The sequence below is a fragment of the Brevibacterium oceani genome (assembly GCF_013623835.1).
Taxonomy (GTDB): domain Bacteria; phylum Actinomycetota; class Actinomycetes; order Actinomycetales; family Brevibacteriaceae; genus Brevibacterium; species Brevibacterium oceani.
Window position 1 is genome coordinate 24,640 of sequence record NZ_JABKDE010000010.1, and the last position, 25,268, is coordinate 49,907.

Annotated in this window: 21 protein-coding genes and 1 riboswitch; of the genes, 10 read left to right on the plus strand and 11 right to left on the minus strand. The window is 64.7% G+C overall.

What is annotated here, in order from left to right; genetic code table 11:
• Positions 1 to 49 precede the first annotated feature (49 nt).
• Entirely contained in the window at positions 50 to 1,366 is a 1,317-nt protein-coding gene (locus tag HK401_RS18410; RefSeq protein ID WP_181276110.1) for an acyltransferase family protein, read from the plus strand.
• Between the two features lie 53 nt (positions 1,367 to 1,419).
• On the opposite strand, the gene fabG is transcribed toward HK401_RS18410, so the two are convergent.
• The 4 genes from fabG to HK401_RS18430 all read right to left on the minus strand — a co-directional run bounded on the left by fabG (position 1,420) and on the right by HK401_RS18430 (position 5,544).
• Positions 1,420 to 2,238, minus strand: coding sequence for a 3-oxoacyl-ACP reductase FabG (gene fabG / locus HK401_RS18415; RefSeq protein WP_309136044.1), 819 nt, complete (start codon positions 2,236 to 2,238; stop codon positions 1,420 to 1,422).
• A 92-nt stretch (positions 2,239 to 2,330) separates the two neighbouring features.
• Complete coding sequence (locus HK401_RS18420) at positions 2,331 to 3,494, minus strand: acyl-CoA dehydrogenase family protein (protein WP_181276111.1); 1,164 nt, start codon at positions 3,492 to 3,494, stop codon at positions 2,331 to 2,333.
• Positions 3,481 to 4,710 (minus strand): CaiB/BaiF CoA transferase family protein, encoded by a 1,230-nt coding sequence (locus tag HK401_RS18425; RefSeq protein WP_181276112.1) that lies wholly within the window; start codon positions 4,708 to 4,710, stop codon positions 3,481 to 3,483. Before HK401_RS18425 ends, HK401_RS18420 begins: the two co-directional genes overlap by 14 nt.
• Before the next feature lie 324 nt (positions 4,711 to 5,034).
• A complete protein-coding gene (locus HK401_RS18430; RefSeq protein WP_181276113.1) occupies positions 5,035 to 5,544 on the minus strand; it encodes a DUF1990 family protein in 510 nt (169 codons plus the stop codon).
• 193 nt (positions 5,545 to 5,737) lie between these two features.
• Here HK401_RS18430 and HK401_RS18435 point away from each other — a divergent pair, with 193 nt between their 5' ends.
• The 9 genes from HK401_RS18435 to HK401_RS18475 all read left to right on the plus strand — a co-directional run bounded on the left by HK401_RS18435 (position 5,738) and on the right by HK401_RS18475 (position 17,438).
• Positions 5,738 to 6,526, plus strand: a complete 789-nt coding sequence (locus HK401_RS18435; protein WP_181276114.1) for an SDR family oxidoreductase — start codon at positions 5,738 to 5,740, stop codon at positions 6,524 to 6,526.
• A gap of 159 nt (positions 6,527 to 6,685) precedes the next feature.
• A riboswitch (glycine riboswitch) is annotated at positions 6,686 to 6,804 on the plus strand.
• A gap of 124 nt (positions 6,805 to 6,928) precedes the next feature.
• Positions 6,929 to 9,862, plus strand: coding sequence for an aminomethyl-transferring glycine dehydrogenase (gene gcvP, locus HK401_RS18440; protein WP_181276115.1), 2,934 nt, complete (start codon positions 6,929 to 6,931; stop codon positions 9,860 to 9,862).
• Positions 9,862 to 11,133 (plus strand): glycine cleavage system aminomethyltransferase GcvT, encoded by a 1,272-nt coding sequence (locus tag HK401_RS18445; protein WP_181276116.1) that lies wholly within the window; start codon positions 9,862 to 9,864, stop codon positions 11,131 to 11,133. The genes gcvP and HK401_RS18445 overlap by 1 nt, the downstream gene beginning before the upstream one ends.
• A 164-nt stretch (positions 11,134 to 11,297) precedes the next feature.
• Complete coding sequence (gene gcvH, locus HK401_RS18450) at positions 11,298 to 11,696, plus strand: glycine cleavage system protein GcvH (RefSeq protein WP_181276117.1); 399 nt, start codon at positions 11,298 to 11,300, stop codon at positions 11,694 to 11,696.
• 90 nt (positions 11,697 to 11,786) lie between these two features.
• A complete protein-coding gene (locus tag HK401_RS18455) occupies positions 11,787 to 13,265 on the plus strand; it encodes an L-serine ammonia-lyase (protein WP_181276118.1) in 1,479 nt (492 codons plus the stop codon).
• A 599-nt stretch (positions 13,266 to 13,864) separates the two neighbouring features.
• Complete coding sequence (ectA, locus tag HK401_RS18460; RefSeq protein WP_281412351.1) at positions 13,865 to 14,359, plus strand: diaminobutyrate acetyltransferase; 495 nt, start codon at positions 13,865 to 13,867, stop codon at positions 14,357 to 14,359.
• A 299-nt stretch (positions 14,360 to 14,658) separates the two neighbouring features.
• Positions 14,659 to 15,957 carry a diaminobutyrate--2-oxoglutarate transaminase gene (gene ectB, locus HK401_RS18465; RefSeq protein ID WP_181276120.1) on the plus strand — a complete coding sequence of 433 codons (1,299 nt, stop codon included), beginning with the start codon at positions 14,659 to 14,661 and terminating at the stop codon, positions 15,955 to 15,957.
• Between the two features lie 132 nt (positions 15,958 to 16,089).
• A complete protein-coding gene (locus HK401_RS18470; RefSeq protein WP_181276121.1) occupies positions 16,090 to 16,497 on the plus strand; it encodes an ectoine synthase in 408 nt (135 codons plus the stop codon).
• Positions 16,498 to 16,727: 230 nt separating this feature from the next.
• The gene (locus HK401_RS18475; protein WP_181276122.1) at positions 16,728 to 17,438 is read left to right on the plus strand and encodes a hypothetical protein; all 711 of its coding nucleotides are present in this window, start codon (positions 16,728 to 16,730) and stop codon (positions 17,436 to 17,438) included.
• 52 nt (positions 17,439 to 17,490) lie between these two features.
• On the opposite strand, the gene HK401_RS18480 is transcribed toward HK401_RS18475, so the two are convergent.
• From HK401_RS18480 to HK401_RS18510, 7 genes are all read right to left on the minus strand, one after another.
• The gene (locus tag HK401_RS18480) at positions 17,491 to 18,510 is read right to left on the minus strand and encodes a ketopantoate reductase family protein (RefSeq protein WP_181276123.1); all 1,020 of its coding nucleotides are present in this window, start codon (positions 18,508 to 18,510) and stop codon (positions 17,491 to 17,493) included.
• A gap of 16 nt (positions 18,511 to 18,526) precedes the next feature.
• A complete protein-coding gene (locus HK401_RS18485; protein ID WP_181276124.1) occupies positions 18,527 to 19,369 on the minus strand; it encodes an SDR family NAD(P)-dependent oxidoreductase in 843 nt (280 codons plus the stop codon).
• Entirely contained in the window at positions 19,366 to 20,679 is a 1,314-nt protein-coding gene (locus HK401_RS18490; protein ID WP_181276125.1) for an MFS transporter, read from the minus strand. Before HK401_RS18490 ends, HK401_RS18485 begins: the two co-directional genes overlap by 4 nt.
• Positions 20,680 to 20,822: 143 nt before the next feature.
• Complete coding sequence (locus HK401_RS18495) at positions 20,823 to 21,767, minus strand: polysaccharide deacetylase family protein (RefSeq protein ID WP_181276126.1); 945 nt, start codon at positions 21,765 to 21,767, stop codon at positions 20,823 to 20,825.
• Positions 21,768 to 21,859: 92 nt separating this feature from the next.
• Positions 21,860 to 22,891: an Lrp/AsnC family transcriptional regulator gene (locus tag HK401_RS18500; RefSeq protein WP_181276127.1), complete on the minus strand. Its 1,032-nt coding sequence runs from the start codon at positions 22,889 to 22,891 to the stop codon at positions 21,860 to 21,862.
• A gap of 158 nt (positions 22,892 to 23,049) precedes the next feature.
• On the minus strand, positions 23,050 to 23,358 hold the full coding sequence (locus HK401_RS18505; RefSeq protein ID WP_181276128.1) for a hypothetical protein: 309 nt from the start codon (positions 23,356 to 23,358) through the stop codon (positions 23,050 to 23,052).
• A 129-nt stretch (positions 23,359 to 23,487) separates the two neighbouring features.
• Positions 23,488 to 24,999, minus strand: a complete 1,512-nt coding sequence (locus HK401_RS18510; RefSeq protein WP_181276129.1) for an alanine/glycine:cation symporter family protein — start codon at positions 24,997 to 24,999, stop codon at positions 23,488 to 23,490.
• Positions 25,000 to 25,268: the final 269 nt, after the last annotated feature.

Sequence of the window (25,268 nt, forward strand, 5' to 3'; positions counted from 1 at the left end):
CCGGCCGTGAGGCCCGACCCCGGCCGTCGACCGAGAAGGAGACCGCAGAATGCCCCGATCGTTCCTGGCCCAGGCCCGCAGGATCGATGCGGCCACCCCGGACTCGCGCAGCCGCGAGGTGGACTTCCTGCGTGCGGCGGCGATCACCGTCGTCGTGCTCGGTCACTGGACGATCATCGCCGTCAGCGTCTCAGGCGGCATCAACCCGCACGGACTGCTCGACCAGGCCCGCTGGACGCACCCGCTGACCTGGGTGTTCCAGGTGATGCCGATCTTCTTCCTCGTCGGCGGTTACTCCAATGCTCTGTCGTGGCGCTCGGCCCGGCGCAAGAACACCGGTTACGCCGAGTGGCTGCGCGCCCGTCTGCGTCGCCTGGGTCTGCCGCTCATCCCGCTGCTGCTGACCTGGCTGGTCACGTGCGTCATCGCCCTGGCCGCCGGGGCTGCGCCCGCCGCCGTGCAGCTGGCTTCGCAGATGGCCCTCGTGCCGACATGGTTCCTCGCCGCCTACCTGCTCGTCGTCATCGTCGCCCCGCCCTGCCTGCTGCTGTGGGAGCGATGGGGCTGGTGGTCGATCATCCTCGGCATCGGGCTGGCCGGCATCATCGATGTCATCAGCATCACCACAGACAGCACGCTCGCCGGATACCCGAACTACCTCCTCGTGTGGGCGAGCTTCCACCAGTTCGGGTATGCCTGGCTCGACGGTCGACTCTCGAACCTCAAGCGCTGCCTGCTGCTCTTCGTCATCGGGGCGGTCGGCCTCGGGCTCCTCGTCGGGCTCGGACCGTACCCGGTCTCGATGATCACCGCGGGAGGCGACGCCATCTCGAACTCGGCACCAACCCGCGTGACCATGGCCTTCCTCGGCATGGCCCAGGCCGGAATCGTACTCATGCTCCAACGCCCACTGGCGACACTGCTGCGCAGCCCCGGCCTGTGGTTCCTCACCGTCCTGGTCAACCAGCGCATCATGACCTGGTTCCTCTGGCACCTGACCGCACTGACGGCACTGGCGAATGTGCTCCTGGCTCTAGACGCTCGGGCCCTTCTGCCCGCCCCGCTGACCGGGATCTGGTGGCTGACCCGTCCGCTGTGGGCACTCGCCCTGCTGGCGATCACCGGAGTGCTCGTGGCCGTCTTCGGCCGCTTCGAATCACCGGCGCCCGACGATCGGCCCGCGCCGCCGATGTGGATGCCGATCGCCGCCTCGGTGGCCATCTGCGCGGGGCTGGCGATCATGGCCGATACCGGAATGGTCAACGCCGATGGGGTGACCTGGATCTGGCCGCTGCTGCCTTTGGTCGGCATGCTCGTCTTCGGCGTCGTGCGCCTGCCCGACCGCCGCACGAGCGCTAAGGGCTGATCCTCAGGGGAGGACGGGAAAGCCGCCCTGCCTCGGCGAGGGGACCATGCAGGTCAGATGTGGCGGCCGCCGGAGATCTCGGTGACTGTGCCGGTGAGGTAGCTCGAGAGTCCGGAGGCGAGGAAGAGGACCACCGAGGCGACCTCCTCGGGTTCGCCGGCGCGTCCGAGCGGGATGTCAGCAAGCTTCGAATCGATCGCGTGCTGCGGCATCGCGGCGGTCATCGCGGTGTTGATGAAGCCGGGCTGGATGGCGTTGATGCGGATGTTCTTGAACGCGACCTCCTTGGACACAGCCTTCGTCATGCCCACGATCCCGGCCTTCGCCGCCGAGTAGTTCGACTGGCCGGCGTTGCCGACCTTGCCGCTGATCGAGGACACGTTGACGATCGAGCCGCCGCGGTCCTGCTCGCGCATGAGCGCGGTGGCGACCTTGAGCCCGTTCCACGTGCCGCGCAGGTGGACGGAGATGACGTCGTCGAACTGCTGCTCGGTCATCTTCCGGATCGTCGCATCACGAGTGATGCCGGCGTTGTTGACCCAGATATCGACGCCGCCGAAGGTGTTCGCGGCAGTGTCGGCGAGTTCCTGGACGGCCTCGAGTGAGGAGACGTTGCAGACGACGCCGGCAGCGATATCGGATCCGCCGAGTTCGCTCACGGCGGCCTCGATGGCTTCGGCATTCATATCGCCGATGACCACGCGTGCCCCGGAGTCGACGAGGCTGTGCGCCATCGCCAGTCCGAGGCCCTGAGCGGCTCCGGTGATGACGGCGACCTTGCCGGTGAGCAGGCCGGGGACAGCGGTGATCCCGCCGACCTCGGTGGCGGTGATCCCGGAGTCGGAATTCGCTGGTGTGGTTGAGTCGGTCACGATGTGTCCTTTCGTCGGTGTTCGGTGGTGTGTGGAGGTCGCCGAGGCGGCCCGCCTTTGTGCTTGTGCGTGAACAGTCCTGTTCGTGCAGGTCAGAGGTTGAACTGGGGCTTGTGCGCGCCCTTGAGCAGCTGCTTGGCGACGACGACGCGCTGGACCTCGGAGGTGCCTTCGTAGATCCGGAACAGGCGGGCATGGCGGTAGAACCGCTCGACCGCGGACTCGCGCATGTAGCCCATCCCGCCCTGGACCTGCACTCCCTTGTCGGCGACGCGGGCGAGTGCCTCGGAGGCGAAGAGCTTCGCCGAGGAGGGGCCGAGCTTGCGGTCGGTCTCGGCGTCCCAGCGCTGGGCGGCCGAGAGGACGAGCGACTTCGCAGCGGCCGTGTCGGTGTAGATGTCGGCGAGCATCCCCTGGACGAGCTGGAACCGGGAGATCGGTTCCCCGCCCTGCTTCGCCTCGGCGGCGAACTTCACGGATTCGTCGAGGATGCGGATGCACTGGCCCACGCAGATCGCGGCGATGTGGAGCCGGCCCTTATTCAGCGAGGCCATGGCTGCGTAGAACCCCTTCTCCTCCTCGCCGCCGATGAGGTTGGCGGCGGGCACGCGCACGTCGTCGAAGAAGATCTCCGAGGTCCAGGCCCCGGCCTGACCCATCTTGTGGTCGTGGGGTCCGACGGTCACACCTTTGGACTTCGTGGGCACGAGGAAGACGGAGATCCCCTTCGACCCGGTGGCGTTCGGGTCCGTGCGGGCGAAGACCATGAGCACGTCGGAGGATTCGGCGTTGGTGATGAAGCGCTTGGAGCCCGTGATGACGTAGTCGTCGCCGTCGCGCACGGCCTTGGTCCGCAGGCCGGAGGGGTCGGACCCGGCCTCGGACTCGGTCAGGGCGAAGGAGGCGACGACCTCGCCGGAGGTCAGACGCGGCAGCCATTCGGACTTCTGCGCATCCGTGCCGTAGTTGACGAGGACCTGACCGGCGATGCCGTTGTTCGTCCCGAACAGCGAGCGGAACGACGGGGTCGTATAGCCGAGCTCCATGGCCAGCAGCGCGTCCTGTTCGGCATTGAGGCCGAGCCCGCCGTACTCCTCCGGCAGGGCCCAGCCGAAGAGTCCCATCTCGGCGGATTCTTTGATGATGCTTTCGGGGAAGGCGTCCTCGTCCTCGACCTGGGTCTCGAGCGGGACGACCTTCTCGCGGACGAATTCGCGGACGGCGTCAAGGATGTCGTCGAGTTCAGTGGTGTCCATGGTGTGATTCTCCTTCATCAGCGGCGGTGGTGCCGAGCGTCGTGGCGGCGGGGGAGTGCCGGAGCCAGTCGCGAACCCGTTCGGAGTCCCTGCCGAATTCGGGTGGCGCGAGGTCATAGGACACCTCCGACTTCGACAGACGGATCGGATTGCGGATGGTCGGGATGATGCGCTCGCCTTCCCCTGCCTCGACGATGGGATCGAGGCCGAGGTCCTTCGCACGCTCGACCCCTTCGGCAATCGAATTGATCGGGGCGCAGGGAATTCCGAGAGGCGTGAGTGCATCGAACCATTCGTCCGCCGTGTGAGCCCGCAGCGCCTCGAGGATCTCCGGCTCGAGCAGTTCCTGGTTGGCATTGCGGATCTTCGCCTTTGCGAAACGGTCGTCTTCGGCCCAATCGGGACGTCCGAGCGCCTCGGCGAAGGTGGCGAACTGGCCGTCGTTGCCCACCGCGATGACGATCTCTCCGTCCTTCGTCGCCATCGGCTGGTAGGGGTAGATGCTGGGATGGGCGTTGCCCATGCGCGTCGGGTTCGCCCCGGCCGCTGCATAGGCCCCGGACTGGTTGACCAGGCCGGACATCGCCGAGGACATGAGGTTCGTCTCCACCAGCTGGCCTTCTCCGGTCAGCATTCTGTGCTGGACGGCGGCGAGGATGCCGATCGTCGTGTGCAGTCCGGTGATGACGTCGAAGACCGCAACTCCGGCACGGTAGGGCGATCCTTCGGGGCTGCCGGTGACCGACATGAACCCCGACATCGCCTGGACGAGGAGATCGTAGCCGGGCAGGGGGTTGTCCGGGCCGAAGCCGGTGATGGAGGCGTAGACGACCGCGGGGTTGCTCGCTGCGACGGTGTCGTAGTCGAGGCCGAACTTGGCGAGTCCGCCGGGTTTGAAGTTCTCGACGATGATGTCGGCGCGTGCGGCCAGATCCTGGGCGACTGCGAGGTCGTCGGCGTCGGCGAAGTCGAGCACGATGTCGAACTTGTTGCGGTTGACCGAGAGGAAATAGGTCGCGTCGTCGTCGCGGACCGGTGGTGCCCAGTGCCTGGTGTCATCGCCCTTGGGGCCTTCGACCTTGATGACGGTGGCGCCGAGGTCGGCGAGCATCATCGTCGCATAGGGACCGGCAAGGACCCGGGAGAAGTCGACGACCACCTGGCCGGACAGCGGGCCGGAGCCTGCGCGGGTGAGGAAGTCGTCACGGTCGGTCATCGTGGGGGAGTCCATTCTCGTTCGATCCGGGGTTCTGGGGCTCGGTCAGTTCTGCGGCTGGGCCAGTTCTGTGGCTCAGTCCACCTTAACGCTTGATCGGTCATAATTGAAGGAGATTATTGCGATTTGGTTCATGAATCTCTATCGTCGACGGATCCACCCTGTTCGTGCGAGGTGAGGAGAGCCATCGCATGCCGACCCGCGGTGAAGGCCTCGACCAATCGCAGCTCAAGATCCAACAGCACCGCGGTGGATCTGAGTGCCTGCTCCTGCGCGGTCAACATAGTGGCATCGCATCGTCCGGTTGTCGTCGCGGCTCCAGAGTCAGGCCCGGCGAGCGGAGTCGGAGGTGGGGCGGGCAGCAGTGAGTGCCCGGCGCAGGCCGGCGGCGTAGCGACGGGCCATCATCCGCTGTGCTGCCACGGATAGGGGCGTCACGGCCGCAAGCAGCGGGTGCCCGGGCACAGAGTCAGAGACGATAGAAGCAAAAAGCCGGCCACTCGGCCGCCGTTGGACAAGAAAGATCTGCTCGCCCGACTCGAGATGTCCGGGCAGCGTGCGGTAGACGAAACCGGCGCGGGACTCCTCATCGATGACCTCGGTGACCACGCACGAGCCGACGCGGAGCGTGAGATCGCGACCGCGCGACCGCCTCGGCGAGATCGGCCAAACGGGATTGAGTCGAAGATCGACGACCTGGTCGAGGTGAACGCGCCGGACCGGACGGGCAATCACTCCGGCGCCTTCTTGGAGTCCCCAGGTGAGGACGACTTCGCGGGCGAGCGGGAACAGCTCCACCGGGCCGATGTCGAGGTGATGCTCGAGGTGGTTCATGCGTCCATTCTCGCCTGCGACGTGCTCACCTGCAGTGGAGGCTCGGATTCCCCGTGTCGGCGCCAGTCTTGTCTTCGGACATATGCCGTGACTACGATGAGTCCAGATACTGAACGAACGATCAATCTCGGGCCCGATCAGCGGGTCCGTTGCAGACAGCCAATCGCCGTCGACAGAACACTGGAGTTCACGCATGTCAGAGTCCACCACCCCGCAGTCCGGACAGCGCTTCGCCGGCCAGGTCGCGCTCATCACCGGGGCCAGCCGCGGCATCGGCCTCGGCATCGCCCAGCGCCTCAACGCCGAAGGCGCCACCGTCATCCTCACCGCACGCAAAGCAGAGGCCCTCGCCGAGGCGGTCGCGCAGTTCCCGGACGGCACCGCGGTCGGCATCGCCGGGAAGTCCGATGACCCAAACCATCGGGCGGAGGTCTTCGACACCATCGCGGAGAAGTTCGGACGCCTCGACGTGCTCGTCACGAACGTCGGCATCAACCCCGTCTACGGGCCGCTCATCGACATCGACCTCGACGCCGCGCGGAAGATCCTCGACGTCAACGTCATCGGTACGCTCGCCTGGATCCAGGAGGCCGTGCACCACGAGCGCCTGAACTTCCGTCAGAACAAGGGCCGGGTCGTGTCCATCTCCTCCGTCGCCGGGCAGGTCCCGAGCCCGGGCATCAGCTTCTACGGCATCTCGAAGGCCGCGGTCTCGCACCTCACGCGGTCCCTGGCAGTCGAACTCGGACCCGACATCCGCGTCAACGCCGTCGCCCCTGCGGTCGTCAAAACCGACTTCGCCACCGCACTCTACGAAGGCCGCGAGGCCGAGGTCGCCGCCACCTACCCGGCGGGCCGACTCGGCACCCCTGAGGACATCGCCGGTGCCGTCGCCTACCTCGCCTCCGCCGACGCCGACTGGATCACCGCCCAGGTGCTCACCGCCGACGGCGGCGTCATCACCGCCGGCGGCTCGGCCTGAGTCGGCAGCGCAGAACATAGGTCACCATCGGATACTTCCTGCCGCCGGAAAGCATCCGATGGCGACCTGCGCTTCGGTCGGAGCCCTCCCCGAACAGGCTGTTTGGCCGCCGTGTGAGCATTGACTAGACTGAGACGTGGATAACTTCATACGCCGCTAAGACATGAGGTGGGAGAGCTGCCCGCTGCCGCAACGACCAGTTGCCAGCAGTGCGACGCAGCGCCGTAGGTGCAATTCCCTCCCCGGGAAACTCTCAGGCCCAGTACCACCGATTGCAGGCACTTCTGAAGGACGCGAGATCGCCGCACAACCGTGGCGCTCTCACGCGCCCGACAGATCGGGGAGGACACAGTGCACAACGCGTCCTCCATCGGTGGGCGCGACACCGACCCAAGGACGGCAATGACAAGTTCACTCGCCCACACCACCGCAGTGACCGGGGATACCTCGCGCCCCTTCTCCGACCGCCACATCGGCCCCCGCGCCGACGACGTGCAGGCCATGCTCGACGAACTCGGCTATGACTCGCTGGCGGCCCTGTCCAATGCCGCCGTCCCCTCCTCGATCCAGAACGAGGACCTCGACCTCCCCGCCGGCCGCTCCGAATTCGAGGTGCTCGCCGACCTCCGAAACCTGGCTGCCCAGAACGTCATGCGCACCCAGTTCATCGGCCAGGGCTACTACGACACGATCACCCCCGCAGTGATCCGCCGCAACCTCGTGGAGAACCCCGCCTGGTACACCGCCTACACCCCCTACCAGCCCGAGATCTCCCAGGGCCGACTCGAAGCGCTGCTGAACTTCCAGCAGGTCGTCCAGGACCTCACCGGCCTCGACATCGCCAACGCCTCCCTCCTCGATGAGGCCACCGCCGTCGCCGAGGCGGTCCTCCTCATGCGTCGAGCCGTGAAGAAGGGGACAACCGTCGTCCTCGACTCCGAGCTCCACCCGCAGACCATCGCCGTCGTCCGCGCCCGGGCCAAGGCCATGGACTTCCGCGTCACCGTCGCCGACCTCGCCGAAGGCCTCGTCGGCGAAGACATCTTCGGCATCGTCTGTGCCCAGCCCGGCACCACCGGTGCCATCCGCGACTTCACCGAGGCCGTGACCGGTGCCCACGACCGCGGTGCACTCGTGACCTTCGACGCCGATCTGCTCGCGCTCACCCTGCTCAAGGACCCGGGCTCCCAGGGCGCGGACATCGCCGTGGGCTCGGCCCAGCGCTTCGGCGTCCCCCTCTTCTTCGGCGGCCCCCACGCCGGCTTCATGGCCGTGAAGTCCGGCCTCCAGCGCCAGCTGCCCGGCCGCCTCGTCGGTGTGTCCAAGGACGCCCAGGGCAAGCCCGGCTACCGCCTGGCCCTGCAGACCCGCGAACAGCACATCCGCCGCCAGAAGGCCACCTCCAACATCTGCACCGCGCAGGCTCTGCTCGCCAACGTCGCCTCGATGTACGCCGTCTACCACGGCCCCATCGGCCTGACCCGCATCGCCTCCCGCATCCACCGCCTCGCCCACGCCTTCGCGAAGGCCGCGGACACCGCACCCGGCGCCGAGGTGGCCACCTGGGAATTCTTCGACACCGTCGCCGTCCGCGTGGCCGACGCCGAAGCCGCCCGGGCCGTCGCCGACCGGGCCGGATTCAATATCCGCGTCATCGACTCCACCACCGTCGGCGTCTCCTTCGGCGAACCCCACACTGTCGCCGACGCCAACGGTCTGCTCGAAGCACTCGGCATCTACGCGCGGGTCGACGCGGACGACTTCGAGGCCGCCTCGGCGGGAACGTTCGGAGCCAACGCCGTGCCCGAGCCCGCCTTCGCTGCGTCGTTCCACCGCGACACGGAATTCCTCACCCACCCCGTGTTCAACACCCACGGTTCCGAGACCTCGATGATGCGCTACCTGCGCACCTTGGCCGACCGGGACCTGGCACTAGACCGGACGATGATCCCGCTCGGCTCCTGCACGATGAAGCTCAACGCCGCCGTCGAGATGGAACCGATCACCTGGCCCGAATTCGCCTCCATCCATCCCTTCGCCCCAGCCGAGCAGACCCAGGGATGGCGCACGCTCATCACCCGACTCGAGGACTCGCTGACCGCGGTCACCGGCTACGACCGGGTGTCCCTGCAGCCCAACGCCGGCTCCCAGGGCGAACTCGCCGGACTGCTCGCGATCCGCAACTTCCACGTCGCCAACGGCGATGAGGGACGCTCCGTCGTGCTCATCCCGCAGTCGGCGCACGGCACGAACGCCGCCTCCGCGGTGCTCGCGGGTCTGCAGGTCCAGGTCGTCGCCACCGCTGACGACGGATCGGTCGACATGGACGACCTCGATGCGAAGATCGCCAAGCACGAGGGCAAGATCGCCGCGATCATGATCACCTACCCCTCGACGCACGGCGTGTTCGAACCGCAGGTGCGCGAGGTGTGCGAGAAGGTCCACGCCGCCGGCGGCCAGGTCTACGTCGACGGAGCGAACCTCAACGCCATGGTGGGGCTGGCCAAGCCCGGCGAGTTCGGCGGCGACGTCTCCCACCTCAACCTGCACAAGACCTTCTGCATCCCCCACGGCGGCGGCGGACCCGGCGTCGGACCGGTCGCAGTGCGCGACCACCTGGCCCCCTACCTGCCAGGCGACCCCACTACCGCCGAACTCGTCGCGGGCGATCCCGACGCCCACGAGCTGCCGATCTCCGGATCACTGTTCGGCTCCGCCGGCGTCCTGCCCATCAGCTTCGCCTACCTCGAACTCATGGGCGCCGAAGGCCTGCGCGAGGCCTCCCGGGCCGCACTGCTGGGCGCGAACTACATCGCGAAGAAGCTCGGCGACGTCTTCCCCGTCCTCTACTCGGGTGAGAACGGACTCGTCGGTCACGAAACGATCCTCGATCTGCGGGCGATCACCTCGGCGACGGGAGTCACCGCCGAAGACGTCGCCAAGCGTCTCATCGACTTCGGCTTCCACGCCCCGACGCTCGCATTCCCGGTCCCCGGCACCCTCATGGTCGAACCCACCGAATCCGAGGACAAGGCCGAACTCGACCGGTTCATCGAGGCGATGCGCACCATCCGCGCCGAGATCGACGAGATCGGTGACGAGTACTCCTACGAGGAGTCGCCGCTGGTCGGAGCCCCGCACCCGGCGAGCGTGGTGATGGACGACTGGGACTCCAAGTACTCCCGCGAGACCGCGGTGTTCCCCGTCCCCGGCCTGCGCCACACGAAGTACTTCCCGCCGGTCAGCCGCATCGACGGAGCCTACGGCGACCGCAACCTGGTGTGCTCCTGCCCGCCTCCCGAGGCGTTCGAAGAGTTCGAGGAAGAGGACAAGTGATGACTGAGAACACGCAGGGTGAGACCACCCAGACCAAGGAGACCCCGCTGCACGCGATCCACGCCGAGCTCGGTGCCTCGTTCACCGACTTCGGCGGCTGGGACATGCCGCTCAAATACGGATCGGAGCTCGCCGAGCACCGGGCCGTTCGCGAGGCCGCCGGCCTCTTCGACCTCTCCCACATGGGCGAGGTGCGCCTCAGCGGGACCGACGCTGCGGCGTTCCTCGACTACGCGCTCGTGGCGAAGTACTCGACGATGAAGGTCGGCAAGGCCAAATACGGCGTCATCGTCAACGAGTCGGGTTACCTCCTCGACGACCTCATCACCTACCGCATCGGTGAGGAGGAGTTCCTCATCGTCCCCAATGCCTCGAACACGCCCGCCGTGGTCGCGGCCCTGAAGGACCGTGTGGAGCACTTCGTCCACGAGGTGATCCCGGGCGCCGACGTCCGCCTCGTCGACGAATCCGACGCCACCGCGCTCATCGCCGTCCAGGGCCCGAACTCCGAGGCCATCATCCTCCGCGCCCTCGACGACGGCGCCGACGGCGAATTCGGGCCCCGCACCGGGGCCGGGGACAAGGCGAAGGCCGAGGTCACGGACGCCGCCAACGGGGGAGCCACCTCGGCGGGGGATGAGACCATCACCATCGGTGAGGCGGTGCGCGAGCTGAAGTACTACGCGTGGATGCCGCTGACGATCGCCGGGATCGACCTCATGCTCGCCCGCACCGGATACACCGGCGAGGACGGCTTCGAACTCTACGCCCCGAACATCGGCGCCACCCGGCTGTGGGAGACGCTCGTGACCTCGGGTGCCGACTACGGGCTCGTGCCCTGCGGGCTGGCCTCGCGCGATTCGCTGCGCCTGGAGGCCGGGATGCCGCTCTACGGCAACGAACTCGACCTGAACACCACCCCGTTCGATGCGGGACTGGGCCGGATGATCGGGTTCAAGACGAAGGAGTCCTTCGTCGCACGGGAGGCGCTTGAGAAGCTCGGGGAGACCGAGCCGGCGCGCGTGCTCGTGGGCCTGACCTCGGAGGGACGCCGCGCCGCACGTTCGGGTGCGGCGATCGTCGTCGACGGTGCCGAAGTCGGCACCGTGACCTCGGGGCAGCCTTCCCCGACGCTCGGCCATCCCATCGCCCTGGCCTACCTCGACCGGGAATTCGCCGAGGCGGGAACCGCGGTCACCGTCGACATCCGCGGCAAGGCGCACGGCTTCACCGTTACGCAGCTGCCGTTCTACAAACGCCAGTCGCACTGATCGGGTCCTGCCCGCGCCGAGGTGGATGAACCGCCTCGGCACGGACGGGAATCGCTCACCCAGAGTTCAATCGGGTGCTGCCGGTGGCTCGTACACTGGTCTCACCTGCCCCAACAACGTCGCGGCCGTTGCGCCCAAGCGTCGGTCGCAGAGAAGGAAGAAACATGGCACAGCTGCCCCCGCTCCCCGAGAACTTCACGTACTCCGCCGAGCACGAATGGGTCGACGGACCCGCCGACGGCCTCGTCGGACAGACCGTCAAGGTCGGCATCACCGCCGTCGCCTCCGATGCGCTCGGCGAGGTCGTCTACGTCGATCTGCCCGGCGTCGGTGACTCCGTGACGGCTGGCGAGACCTGCGGTGAGGTCGAGTCGACGAAGTCCGTCTCCGACCTCTACTCGCCGGTCTCCGGTGAGGTCGTCGAGGTCAACGAACTCGCGACGGCAAACCCCGGTCTGCTCAACTCCGATCCGTACGGCGAGGGTTGGCTGGTCAAGGTCAACGTCACCGAGGTCGGCGAGGTCATGGACGCTGCCGCCTATGCCGAAGCCAACTCCCTCTGAGACGACTCTCCCCGCAGCGGGGCCGACACCAGGCCGAGCCGGCCTCTCGTCGGCCCCGCTGTGCATATCCGCAGAAACGAAGTGATTGCCATGCCCTTGAGCGTCTTCGACCTCTTCACCGTCGGCATCGGACCCTCGAGCTCGCACACCGTCGGACCGATGCGTGCAGGCTCGAGCTTCATCACCCTCCTCGGCGACGCGCTGGGCTCCGTGACGGACCTGCGCGTCGACGTGTACGGTTCCCTGGCCGCCACCGGTGCCGGTCACGGAACCTTCGACGCGATCCTGCTCGGCCTCGAAGGCTGCCGCCCCGACCTCGTCGAAGCCAATGAACTCACCGCCCGCCGGACACGGATGTCCGAGACCGGGACGATCATCCTCGGCGATGCCACCGGCAACGGCGTCGAGCTGCCCTTCACCGAAGACGACATGGTCAAGCGACCCCTGACCGTCCTGCCCCGCCACACCAACGCCCTGACGCTGACCGCGTTCGACTCCTCAGGTGAGACCCTGGCCGAGGAGACCTACTATTCCGTGGGCGGCGGATTCGTCACCTCCGAGACCGAATTCCTCGAGAAGGAACAGGCAGCCGAGGCTGCCGCGGGGTCGGCGGCGGGGGAGGAACCGGAGCATGCGGTGTCCGAGTCCGTCATCGAAGCCGAACTCGAGTCCTACAGTGAGGAACTGCCCTACCCGTTCCACTCCGGGGCCGAGCTGCTGCAGCGCTGCCGCGAGAACGACATGTCGATCACCGAGATCATGCACGCCAACGAACGCTCGATGCGCTCGGAGGACGAGATCCGGCATGGGCTGCTCCACATCTATTCGGTGATGGAGGAGTGCGCCTCGGCGTCGTTGGATCGCTCGGGCTACCTGCCCGGCGGGCTCAAGGTCCGCCGCCGCGCGCACGACTGGTACCTCAAGCTCAAGGCCGAGGATCCCAACCGCGACCCCGGCTACTACCTCGAGTGGGTCAACCTCATCGCCATGGCCGTCAATGAGGAGAACGCCTCCGGCGGACGGGTCGTCACCGCCCCGACGAACGGCGCTGCCGGCATCATCCCCGCCGTGCTCCACTACGCGCTCAACTACGTGAAATCGGTCGTCGACGGCGGCGAAGGCGCCAAGCATGCGGCCATCATCGACTTCCTGCTCACCTCGGCGGCGGTGGGGGTCCTCTACAAGGAGCGGGCCTCGATCTCCGGCGCTGAGGTCGGCTGCCAGGGCGAGGTCGGATCCGCCTCGTCGATGGCTGCCGGGGGACTGGCCGCGGTGATGGGCGGGACGCCGGAGCAGGTGGAGAACGCCGCCGAGATCGCCATGGAGCACAACCTGGGCCTGACCTGCGATCCGATCTCCGGACTGGTGCAGGTCCCGTGCATCGAGCGCAACGCGATCGCGGCGGGCAAGGCCATCAACGCCGCCCGGATGGCGCTGTGGGGCGACGGCCAGCACCGGGTCAGCCTTGACGAGGTGATCGAGACGATGCGGCAGACCGGCGCGGACATGTCCTCGAAGTACAAGGAGACTGCGCAGGGCGGCCTCGCCGTCAACGTCGTTGAGTGCTGAGGGGCTGAAGGGCTGTGGTCGGGCTGAGACCGGGGCTGGCTTCGTGGCTGGCTGGAGCTGAACGCCTGGCCGGGGCCCAGCACACGCCGACCGCTCACGTTGCCGTCACTGTATCGCGCTGTGCGGTCAGCGGTGGATGGTGACGCGAGCGGTCGGCAGATTCTTTGGTCGATCCACCGCGTCTGAGGCCGCGCGGAGAACCCCGCGGATCGACCGATAAAGCGGCGGGCTCGCCTCATTGTCGGCTGCCCCTCCGACGCTGCGTGGGCCATATCTTTCGGCACGCCGCAATCGCCTTCAAGCCGTTCACTGAGCCTTCCGTGGCGTACCAGATCAGCAGGAATCCTTGCTGTCCCAAATCCGCTGCAGTGACATGGAACACGTGGAACCAGAGTTCCAACTACCCGCTAATGTAACGAAACGATAACGAAGCGAAACCGCGAAATGAGCGCGAATGAGCGCCCCGCCACATCCCAGAGATGCCATGGGGAAAGCCTGGTCTGTTACATGTCAGCGGGCCGCGGCGATCGTTGCGAAAGTGCCCCGGATTCGACAGTTGTGAGGTTGACGCTGGGTCTCATCCCGTTAGGTTTGTTGGCGTGAGAAACGCACTCGCTGAACCGAAGACGCAAACCGACGTTCGTACTCCCGAGCTGGAGGACGGACAACATCTATGGCGGCTCGCGAAAGATACAGCCGTGCTCGATCTGAACTCCTCGTACTCGTACCTGCTGTGGTGCCGTGACTTCGCGGACACCTCGGTGATCGCACGGATCGACGGAGAACCCGCCGGCTTCATCACCGGGTACACCCGTCCGGAGAATCCGGACACCCTGATGATCTGGCAGGTCGCTGTCGACGAGAAGTTCCGTGGCCATGGGCTCGCCTCGACCATGCTCCATGAGCTGGCTGATCACACCGGCGCCCTGCGCCTGGAGACGACGATCACCGCAGACAATGCGGCATCGAACCGTCTGTTCCAGGCATTCGCCGATCAGCGCGGAGCCGGTTTCGACCGTCGCCCGCTGTTCACCCCGGATCTCTACCCGGACGGCCACGACACCGAATACCTCTACGAGATCGCACCGCTGTAACGAGCCCCACCCCGATACCGCGCGAACTCCTCCGCAAGGGTGAGCCTCCGCTAGGCGGGAGCCTCCGTTGCACGAGGCGCCTCCTGTCGGGTGCTCCCGCGCCCGGTGTCCGAAGGCGGAAGCGACCGCTGGCCGATGAGCTGACCGGCCCGGACGGGCTGACTGGCCCAGACGGGCCGACCCGCTCATGAGCCGATGAGCGATCATGCGAATCGGCAGCCTGGCGGCTGAGCGGCCACCGCCTGCAGCGCCTGCTCACGTGGCAGACGCGCAATCCAGAAGTCGAAAGGACTCAAGTGATGACCGAAAGCACTACCGCACCGACCGACAAGCCCGACATCTTCGAGACCCGCGAATCCGCAGTTCGCAGCTACTGCCGTTCATGGCCGGCGACGTTTGCTCGCTCGCTGGGCGCAAAGCAGTGGGACGAAGACGGCAACGAGTACCTCGACTTCTTCTCCGGAGCCGGCGCTCTAAACTACGGGCACAACAACCCCGTGGTGATGAACCCGCTGATCGAGTACCTCCAGTCCGGTGCCGTTCTCCACTCGATGGACATGAAGACCCCGGCCAAGCGCGAGTTCCTGCAGACCTTCCAGGACCTCATCCTCAAACCGCGCGGACTCGACTACTCCGTCATGTTCCCCGGACCGACGGGAACCAACACGGTCGAAGCGGCGCTCAAGCTCGCCCGCAAGGTCACGGGCCGTCAGCACATGCTCTCGTTCACCAACGCCTTCCACGGCATGACGCTGGGATCGCTGTCGGTGACCGGCAACTCGATGAAGCGCGAAGGCGCAGGCATCCCGCTGACCAACAGTTCGAAGATTCCCTACGATGACTACTTCGACGGCGAGATCCCGGATTTCCTGTGGCTGGAGAAGGTGCTTGAGGATTCCGGCTCGGGTGTCGACAAGCCCGCCGCCGTCATCGTCGAGACCGTGCAGGGCGAGGGCGGACTGCGTGCCGCTCGCGCCGAATGGCTGCGCGCCCTGTCCGATCTGTGCAAGAAGCACGAGATCCTCCTCATCGTCGACGACGTGCAGGCCGGCTGCGGTCGCACCGGTTCGTTCTTCAGCTTCGAAGAGGCCGGAATCGAGCCCGACATCGTTTGCCTGTCGAAGTCGATCTCCGGTTCGGGTCTGCCGCTGGCGCTGACGCTCTTCCGTCGCGAACTCGATGTCTGGGAGCCCGGCGAGCACAACGGCACCTTCCGCGGAAACAACCCCGCGTTCGTCACCGCGACCGCCGCGATCAAGAACTTCTGGGCCGACAACGAGTTCCAGAACCAGCTTGCCGACACCATCGCCGAGCTGCACCAGCGTCTCGACACGATCGTCGAGAAGGCCGAGGGCGCCTCGATCCGCGGACGCGGTTTGCTGGCCGGCCTCCACTTCGAGGACACCGAGGTGGCCGAGAAGGTCGCCGCCTACGCCTTCGACCGCGGCCTGCTCCTCGAGACCTCGGGTGCCGAGGACGAAGTCATCAAGATCATGCCGGCGCTGACGATCGACTCCCGCGATCTGCAGGCCGGTCTGGACATCATCGAAGCCGGAGTGCTCGAATTCGCTCCCAAGGCCGAAGCCGTTCTGGCCTGAACCCACCTCTGCCGGGCCGGCGTCGCGACAGTGGCGCCGGCCCGCGCTCTGGGCGGAATCGGACTCGGATTGCCGGGTTCGCCGATGCCCACCCCCTGAACATCACCGTCCCTTCACGAAAGGACTTCACCTATGTACGTTGTCAACCGCGATGACCTCAACGACACCGAGCGCGACATCCAGTCCGAGACCTGGCGCAGCCGCCGCATGGTGCTCGGTCGCGAGCGCGTCGGCTTCTCCTTCCATGACACCGTGATCTACGCCGGAACCACCTCGACGTTCCACTACCAGAACCACGTCGAAGCCGTGTACTGCGTGCAGGGCAAGGGCACGCTGACCGACGAGGAGACCGGCAAGGTCTACCCGCTCCACGACGGCGTGATGTACATGCTCGATGGGCACGAGAAGCACACCGTCGTCGCCGAGGAAGAGCTGCGCATGGCCTGCGTGTTCAACCCGCCGGTCACCGGCCGCGAGGTTCACGACGAGAACGGCGTGTACCCGCTCATCGTCGAGGACGAAGCGGCACCCGCGAACTGAGCTCCTGAGCTCAGAAAGGGCGGTCCGAGCATTGCGCTCGGGCCGCCCTTTCGTGCTGTCTGCCTGCTGACGAGCCGACTGTAGGACCACTGCGACTGCAGGTGTGGTACTCTTCGTTTTGACGAAACTTCAACTATCGTGACGCAGTCTGCCGACATCACTCCAGTGACTTCGACTTTGGCATCCTCTGTTCGTTTTCATCCTGTCTCTCTCAACTCATTGGAGTGTTCATGAAGTTCCTCAAGCGCGCCCTCGTGGCGTCGATCGCTGCTGTTGCTCTCGCTGTTGGTCCGGAAGTTTCCGCCGAAGCGGTTTCTATGTCATTCGATGTGACCAAGCTGTCCGCAAGTGACATGGTCATTTCGAACTCGAACTGCAAGTACTTCAACGTCTACTTGAAGTACAAGAAGAAGAACGTTGACTCGTGGTCAGTCGACTCTGATATCGCTGGCCGACATGGAAGCACCACCGAGGCGTATTTCGGCAACTATACGAGTCCCAGTAACAAAGACCGAGTAATGGTCTGTCCCAGCTTGGAAGGGCTCGGTAAGTACAGGATTGGGCCGTCTGAGGTCGACATGGAATATGTAGATGCCGATTATGACACCCACTGGGATGCACGCACTGACAAAACTAAGGGCTACTTCTACGTCCGGGGGAAGACCTACGCCTCGCTGTCGTCCAAGCGCAGTGGAAGCACGGTCACTCTGACCTCGACGACGAAGGTCTACAACCCCGAGAAGTACGGCAAGGTCAACTACAGCCCGAAGGTGAAGTTCCAGGTCAAGTCCGGGAGCAAGTGGAAGACTCTGAAGACTGTCACCGCGAAGAAGGGCAAGGCCACGTACAAGGTGAAGTCGAAGAGCAAGAAGACTTATCGCGTCACCTTCAGCCAGGTCAGCTGGGCGACGGGAGCCACCTCGAAGTCGGTGAAGAAGTAGCAGCGAGCGTCCTATCGGAGAACGTTCGCTGCCGACTCCTGGCGCGACTGCTTCAGGCTATGCGCATCAGGAGATGGTCACCCATCGTTGCCTCTTCACGTTCGAGCTCACGGATCACCTCCACCATCGTCCGGAGTCTCGGTACGAAGATACCGTGAGCCTCGGCAATGTGCAGTACCGGCTCGTAATGTGCCGGAACTTCGGTGGGGCGTTTGCGCACGTTGATGTCCCTCCAGATTCCCGAGCGTGTCTTCGTCTGACCTGCGAGCCACTCGCAGAGTGAATCGAAAGCAGCGTCGACAGTGCTTGCCGGTGCGGCCTTCCTATAGTGATCCGGTTCGAAAGCGTCGAAGCCTTCGAGCTGGAGACCAAGGGCGTCCGAGATCGCGAAGACCTCGCGGGCGAGCTCGAGCATGGGAGCGCGGTTCTCGTTGATAACTATCGACATGTCGTGATCGATGAACGAACTGGCGGTGAGCATCGCACCGAACGCCAGTTTGGACCAGAGGAAGCCGCTGACATTGTCGCTGACGATCGGCGTTCCCCAATGTGACAGTGAATCGGCCAGGTCACGTACTCGCTCGCTTGTCCCACCGGCGAATTCGCCGACGGCGATGGTGCCGATTCCTCCGTCTTTGACGACCCCCGGCTCGACGAGATCGGCGAAGAGGTCAACGAATGCAATCACTGTACGGTCTTGGCCTACATAGTCGGCGATGGTCGCCTCGTTGAGTCCGTTCTGCATCGAGGCCACATAACCGTCGCCGCGGAGACGAGGTGCGATCCAACTCATTGCCTTCTCGGTCGCCTGAGACTTCACAGCGAGCAGCACGGGGCCCAATTCTTCCGGAGCATCGGCGGGAACAAAGGCTGGAATATCCGCTCTGATGGATCCACTGGGACCGTCGATCACCAGTCCTCGCCCGCGAATGGCCGCGACGTGGGCTCCGTCGGTGTCGACGATCTGCACGGAGTGGCCGCCGAGGGAAAGGTGTGCGGCAAGTGTGCCTCCTATGGCACCTCCTCCAACTACTGTGTAGATCACTTCTGCGGGGGGAGCGGTGGACGTCATTCGTTTGTGCTCACTTTCATTGGCGCGGGTATTGCGTGTCTGCTGCTGGCGTATCGATCTCGGTGCGTGTCTCCGGCCAATGAACCGGAAGATTGAGCGCTCCGGCGGCGGAGCCACCGTCGACTCTCAATATTTCACCGGTGATCCATTCGGCCGCAGGGGAAGCGAGCCAAAGGACGGCACGAGCAATGTCGTCGGGTCGACCCTTGCGCCCGAGAGGATTGGATGACACCTTCTCCACATAGTCGTCGCTGAGACGATTGAGTTCGCTGTCGACGACGACGAACCCGGGTGCCACCGCGTTGACCCTTATCCCCTGCGGCCCCAATTCGAGGGCGCTGGCTCGCGTAACCATCTCCAGTGCGGCCTTCGACGTCGTGTACGGTGCAGCACCGGGACGGGCTCGAAGCGCCGCCCCCGATGAGATGTTGACGACGGACGGATACCCGGTCGGCAACTCCACGGCGAGGTGACGGATTCGTTTGGCGAATTCCACTGTCAGCAGCTGCGGCGTTCGCACATTGATCGACTGAACTGCATCCCAGATCTCGGCGGTGAGGTCCAGCAGAGGGATGGCGGGGTACACGCCTGCGGAGTTGACGAGGATATGGACGTCACCGTGGGAAAAGGCTGAATCGATCACAGAGGCCGGTGCCTCTGGTCGGCGCAAGTCGCACGTGATGGTATTGACGACGGAGCCACCTTGGCGGAGGTCGTCGGCAACTACGGTAAGTGCCTCGGCATCAAAGTCGACGATGGTGAGTTGGACGCTTTGGTTAGCGTACTGATGGGCGATTTCTTTGCCGATGCCGCTGGCAGCGCCAGTGACGAGGACGTGAGGAGCGAAGTCCTTGGTCATGCGATCTTCTTTCCTTTGGTCTCCGGCATAGTGAGATAGACGGCCAACCCGACTGCGGCCGCAATGGCGCAGTAGATCCACACCTTGTCGCCGATTCCGACGTCGTTCATCCACGTGATGATGTAGGGAGCGGTCCCGCCGAAGACGGCGACAGCCAGAGCGTAGGGGAGTCCGATGCCGGTTGCGCGCACTTCGGGAGGAAATTGTTCGGCCATGATCACTGCACAGTTGGCGGAGTAGCCGAGCAACAGCGTCATGCCGACGATTTCGACGCCGAGGAAGACCCAGAAGTTGTTGTCGAGGAAATTGAGGAGCGGGAACGCGAGGATGAGGAAGCCACCAGCGAAAGCGGACATCGTCGGTTTGCGCCCGATCCGGTCGGAGAGAATGCCGACGAACGGCAGCAGGCAGATGAAGTACCCGATCGAGATGAAGTTGGCGGTCAGAGCCTGATTGAGCGGGAGGCCGGTGGCGACATGGGCATAAGTCGGCAGGTAGGAGACCCAGATGTAGTACAGCAGGGTCCCGGCGATGGTGATGCCGAAGACTCGAGCGACAGCACCGGGGTGCTTGATGAACATCGTGAGGTAAGAGCGCTTCTGCTTCGGCTCGTTTTCGCGAGCAGCTTTGGTAGCTTCGAACGACTCGGATTCGGCGACATTCGATCGCAGCCACAGTCCGAATAGTCCCAGTAGAGCTCCGAGTGCGAACGCCAGTCGCCAGCCCCAGGAATCGAGGGCATCGGAGTCGAGCGCCGAGGTGATGACTGCACCGATCCCGGCAGCGATGAGTCCCCCGGCTCCGACAGAAACCTGTTGCCAGGATCCGGCGAATGCGCGGCGTTTGGGTGCTGCGGCCTCGACCATGAAGGCCGAGGAGGCTCCGAATTCGCCGCCGGCGGAGAAGCCCTGGAGCATGCGGGCCAACACCAAGATGATCGGAGCGGCGATGCCGATCATCGAATAGTCGGGGGTGATTGCGATGAGAAGTGAGGCGCCGGCCATCAGGCCGATGGTCAGTGCCATTCCCCTCTTTCGGCCACGGCGGTCGGCGTAGTTGCCGAGGACCGCGGCGCCGATCGGCCGCATGATGAAGCCGACGGCGAAGACAGCGAGCGTAGCGAGCAGCGCCGCTGCCGGGTCGTCGCCAGGGAAGAAGTGAACGGCGAAGACCGATGAGAACGTCGTGTAGATGGCCCAGTCGACCCATTCGACCGTGTTCCCGACGGCGCCGGCGAGCAGCGCCTTTCGCCCCTTCTTCGACAGTTTGGTCTCGTAGGGCGGGTGTGTCTGACGTGCTTTAGTGGACATGATCGTTCGTTCCTTCGTGAGGCGAATGGGGTGTCAACGACCCCGGTTCCGGATGGAGGGAGCGGGATGGCTCGTTGTGACGAGATGGTGAGGAGAAGCGTCGGAACTGCGGATTGATCCAGAGAGGGGTCGAGGCAGACCAGTCAGTTCGCAGAGGGTAGTGCGAAGTGGGCTTTCAGATGATCGGCGAGCTGAGCATGAGTGCCGAACCAGATATCGTCGAACGTTCGGATGTAGGCCAGGAGCCGATCGACCATGGCAAGGCGGGAGCGGTGCCCGCTGATGTGAGGGTGGAGAGTCAGCTCGAAAACTCCTCCGGCGGCATGTGCGGCGTCGAATTCGTCGATCCAGATGCGCTCGACGTCGCGGGGTGAGAGATGGGGTCGCAAGCCTCCGAAGCGATCCATCATGAAGTAGGGGGCATCGTCCCTGATCCATTCGACGGGGATTTCGATGATCCCGGTCGGTTCGCCCTCGGCATTGAGCTCGTAGGGTTCGTCGTCGGCCATCAGGGAGGAGTCATACGCGAATCCGAGCTCTCTGATGACCCTCAATGTCGATTGGGAGAAGTCCCAGGACGGTGTGCGGATACCAGTCGGCCGAGCACCGCTGAGCCGTTCGAGCACGTCGGTGGCACGACCGATGAGGTCGAGCTCGGCTTCGTAGGGAAGAACGGTGTTGCGTTCATGGATCCACCCGTGCACGGCTACTTCGTGGCCGCCCGCAACGTACCCCTCAATGTCGTGTGGGTGGAGGAGGGCCGATACCGCGGGGACATAGAAGCTGGAGGGAATCTCGTGTCGTGCGAGCATCTCGAGGATCCTCGGTACGGCGCTTCGGCTTCCGTACTCGCCTTGGGCGAGGGAACCCGGTGAGGTCTGCCCGTCGCGCAGGTACGGTGTCTCATGATCGGAGTCGTAGGCGATGAGGACTGCGCAGCGAGCCTGCTCTGGCCAACGTTGTGTGACATCGTCGTGCACGAGACTGCGGCCAGCGCGTACGCGATCCACCTCCGCGCGCCATTGTTCCTCCGGCCATTGCCAAGGCTCGGTGCGGGCGGATTCCGATGACGGTTTCTGTGAGGACATTGCTTCTCCTGTCGGATCGGGTCGTTGTTCATCGTGATCCCAAGGCGGACTGTGCTTCTCTGTATCGTTGACGTCGTGGAGCGTCGCTTGGATCAAGCTCGTGGTCGGAGGTATTCGATCGGGTCAAGCGGCTGTCCTTCAGTCGCGTATTTACCCTCGATGATCGACGTCCACACGCGCTTGTATGTCGCCGTTTGGATCGAGAGCTCTGCATTGTGGATTCCGGGCAGTGAGCCGAGCACCTCTGTCGTGTAGTGGAACAGCTCGGTGCGATCGCGGACGATGAACTGACCGGCGAGACTGCAGTTGCCGGTCGTTGCGGTGAGGTACTTCGTGGATGGATGTTCCGCCAGCGTGAGAGCGGTCTGTCTGAGGTGTTGAGGTTCGACCACCAGCCAGAGATGGAACTCGGTGTTGAAGCCGAGCAGCTCGGGTTCGACGAGGATTCGGAAATCGAGCACCCCGTGCTCTTTCAGCTGTTCGATCGTGCGGGCGGCGGTGTTTTCGGACTTGCCGATCGCCGCTGCGAGGTCACTGAGCGAAGTCCGTCCGTCGTGCATGAGCATGCCGAGTACCTTGACCTCGGACCGGGAGAGGTCGAGGTGCGGTGCCGGCTCAGGCTTGACCGGGGCGAGACGTGTCGGCTCTGTCGACTCGAACGGAGGAGCCCAGTCCTGCCCGGAGGCGAAAGCATGTGTGAGCAGCAGGCCTTCCACCGACGCTGCAGTCCCCTCGGTGATCTCGGAGACGATTCGGCTGTAGTCCGCATCGGGAGGCAGAACCATCTCCGCGGCGATGTCGACGGAACCCAAGAGGGTGTGGAACGAGCGAACTTCGATTCGCTCTCTCAGACGGGGGATGAGCACGTCCAGGTCGCCATGGGCGTTCGAGATGCGCATGTAGATCGGAGTTCCCAGGCCCAGTCGGACGACGTCGGTGGCACCGATGACACGGATCAGTCCTCGACTGTGCAGGCTCTCATATCGCCGGCGGACAGTGACAGCAGAAACACCGACCTGCTCGGCTACCCTCGACCACGGCGCGCGGCCGTCACGATGCAAGGCATCGACGATTGCGCGGTCTACTGGATCCAAGACTTCGCGTCCGGGTGTGTTCGTGTTCACATGATGATCATATTCGTCATATGAATGAAGTCAATAGTTAATCTGCTTCAAATAATTGGTTCAAGATCGAAATATTGCCCATATATGTCGGCGCAGCGGTGTCTGTCGCAGCCATCTCGGCGCTGTGCTGAGTCTGACCAACTCTCGATTGACGGGACTCACTCGCGGATCGTCAGATCCGTTCCATCCATATATCCTCGGGATCCTCCAAATAGCTCAAAGGGACCCAGCGCCTCGCCTAGGGGAAGGCTCAAAACGCCGGGATCGTTTGTCTGGCGGCCACCGTAGCCTTTGGCACGGAGATTCTCGTTGTAACGCAACTGTCCGATCTCGGCATCGGTGACCGTCCAGATGACCACCTGCGGTGGATCATCACTGGTAAAAGTCAATCGGCGGGGATCGGCCGAGACCGACCATCCGGTCGCCTCGGCGAGGGTCTCTGCCAACTCAGCACGATCGATACTCATCGGAGTCTCCTCTCAAGGATCAAGGGGATGTTTCTGGGCGTCGGGAAAGGCAGATCGGGCGGTCCCAAGAGGGAACGCCCGATCTGCTTTTCGGGTCACTGTGCGTGCGGAATCAGACTGCTCGCGACCTCACTCGGCGCGAGCAGCGTCATCAGCGTCGGAACGCACCTTCTTGCCGCGGTCGCGCCAGAACTTCGCGGTGGTCACCTCGTCGGTGCCGTCCCAGGCGTCGACCTCGGTGTTGATGCGCTTGAACGTCGGCAGGTCCCCGCGGCGGAAGATCGGCTCCTCGCCGGCGCGACGCTGCTGCTGGTAGTTCTTCAGCAGCGAGAACACCAGCGGCGAGAGCAGCAGCAGGGCGAAGAGGTTGATGAGCGCCATGATCGCCATGAAGATGTCCGCGGCCGTCCATACGAGGTCGAGGGCGACTACCGCGCCGATGAACACGGCCGCCATGACGATCACCTGATAGATGCGCAGAGCGACCCTGCTCGTCGTCAGGTGCTCGATGTTCGCCTCACCGTAATAGTAGTTGCCGAGTATCGAGGAGAACGCGAAGAGGAAGATCGCCACGGTCAGGAAGTGGATCGCCCACTGCCCGAGCTGACCGCTCAGCGCGGTCTGCGTGAGCTGGATGCCCTCGGCTGAGCTGCCGTACTCGGGGTTCGAGAGCAGGATGATGAACGCGGTGATCGAGCAGACGAGGATCGTATCGAAGTACACACCGAGCGCCTGCACGAAGCCCTGCTTGGCCGGATGAGACGCCGAGGCCGTCGCCGCCGCATTCGGCACCGAACCGATGCCCGCCTCATTGGAGAACAGGCCGCGCTGAACCCCGATGAGCATGATCGAACCGAGCGTACCGCCGGCGATCGAATCCATGCTGAAGGCATCAGAGAAGATCGTGGCCACCATCGAGGGGACGGCGCCGATGTTCATCACCACGACGATGATGCCGACGATGAGGTAGACGCCGGCCATGAACGGCACGAGATAGGCGGAGATGTTCGAGATGCGCTTGGCACCGCCGGCGAAGATTGCGAACGCTGCGACGGCGATGATCGCACCGGCGATCGCGGCGAAGGCCCCGTTCGAGGAGTCGACGTCCAAAGACGCCCCGACTGCGTCGACGATCGAATTCGACTGCACCGAGTTGAACACGATGCCGTAGGTGATCGCGACGATGACGGCGAAGACGAGCCCGAGCCACTTCATGTTCAGCCCGTGCTTGATGTAATAAGCGGGCCCGCCGCGGAAGTTCGGACCGTCCTTGAGCTTGTACAGCTGGCCGAGGGCCGACTCGGCGAAGGCGGTGGCACCGCCGACGATCGCCGTCAGCCACATCCAGAACATCGCGCCCGGACCCCCGAGCGAGATGGCCAGCGCGACGCCGGCAATGTTCGCCGTGCCCACTCGCGAGGCCGCAGAGATCGAGAAGGCGCGGAACGGTGAGATGTTCCGGTTGCCTTCGGAATCCTGTCCGCCGGGCTCCGTCAGGGTGCGGAACATCTCGGGAATCAGTCGTACCTGGACCACTCCCGTGCGGATCGTGAAATACAGACCCGTGGGGATGAGAACGGCCACGAGGACGTATGACGAAACGGTGCTGACGCTGTCGAATGCACTTTGGAGCATCTCCATCGAGCTGCGCCTCCTTCGGCAATTGTGCTGTGGGGATCGGAGGGGCGAATGCAAGAACTCCGTCCGTGGTTGCCTCCAGTCTGCCATCCATGCGCATTCTTGGGGACGGTGGCCCTGTCGAATGGGGACTGCCTGCCGCCGCGTCCGCAGCGGAACGTCGTCAATGCCGAACACGCAGCGTTGACCAAGCGAACGTCAAGCTCCGGCACCGGCAGGATTCACGTCCCGTCCACCCGCATATCACCGGGAACTCGCCCTCGCCGCCTAGG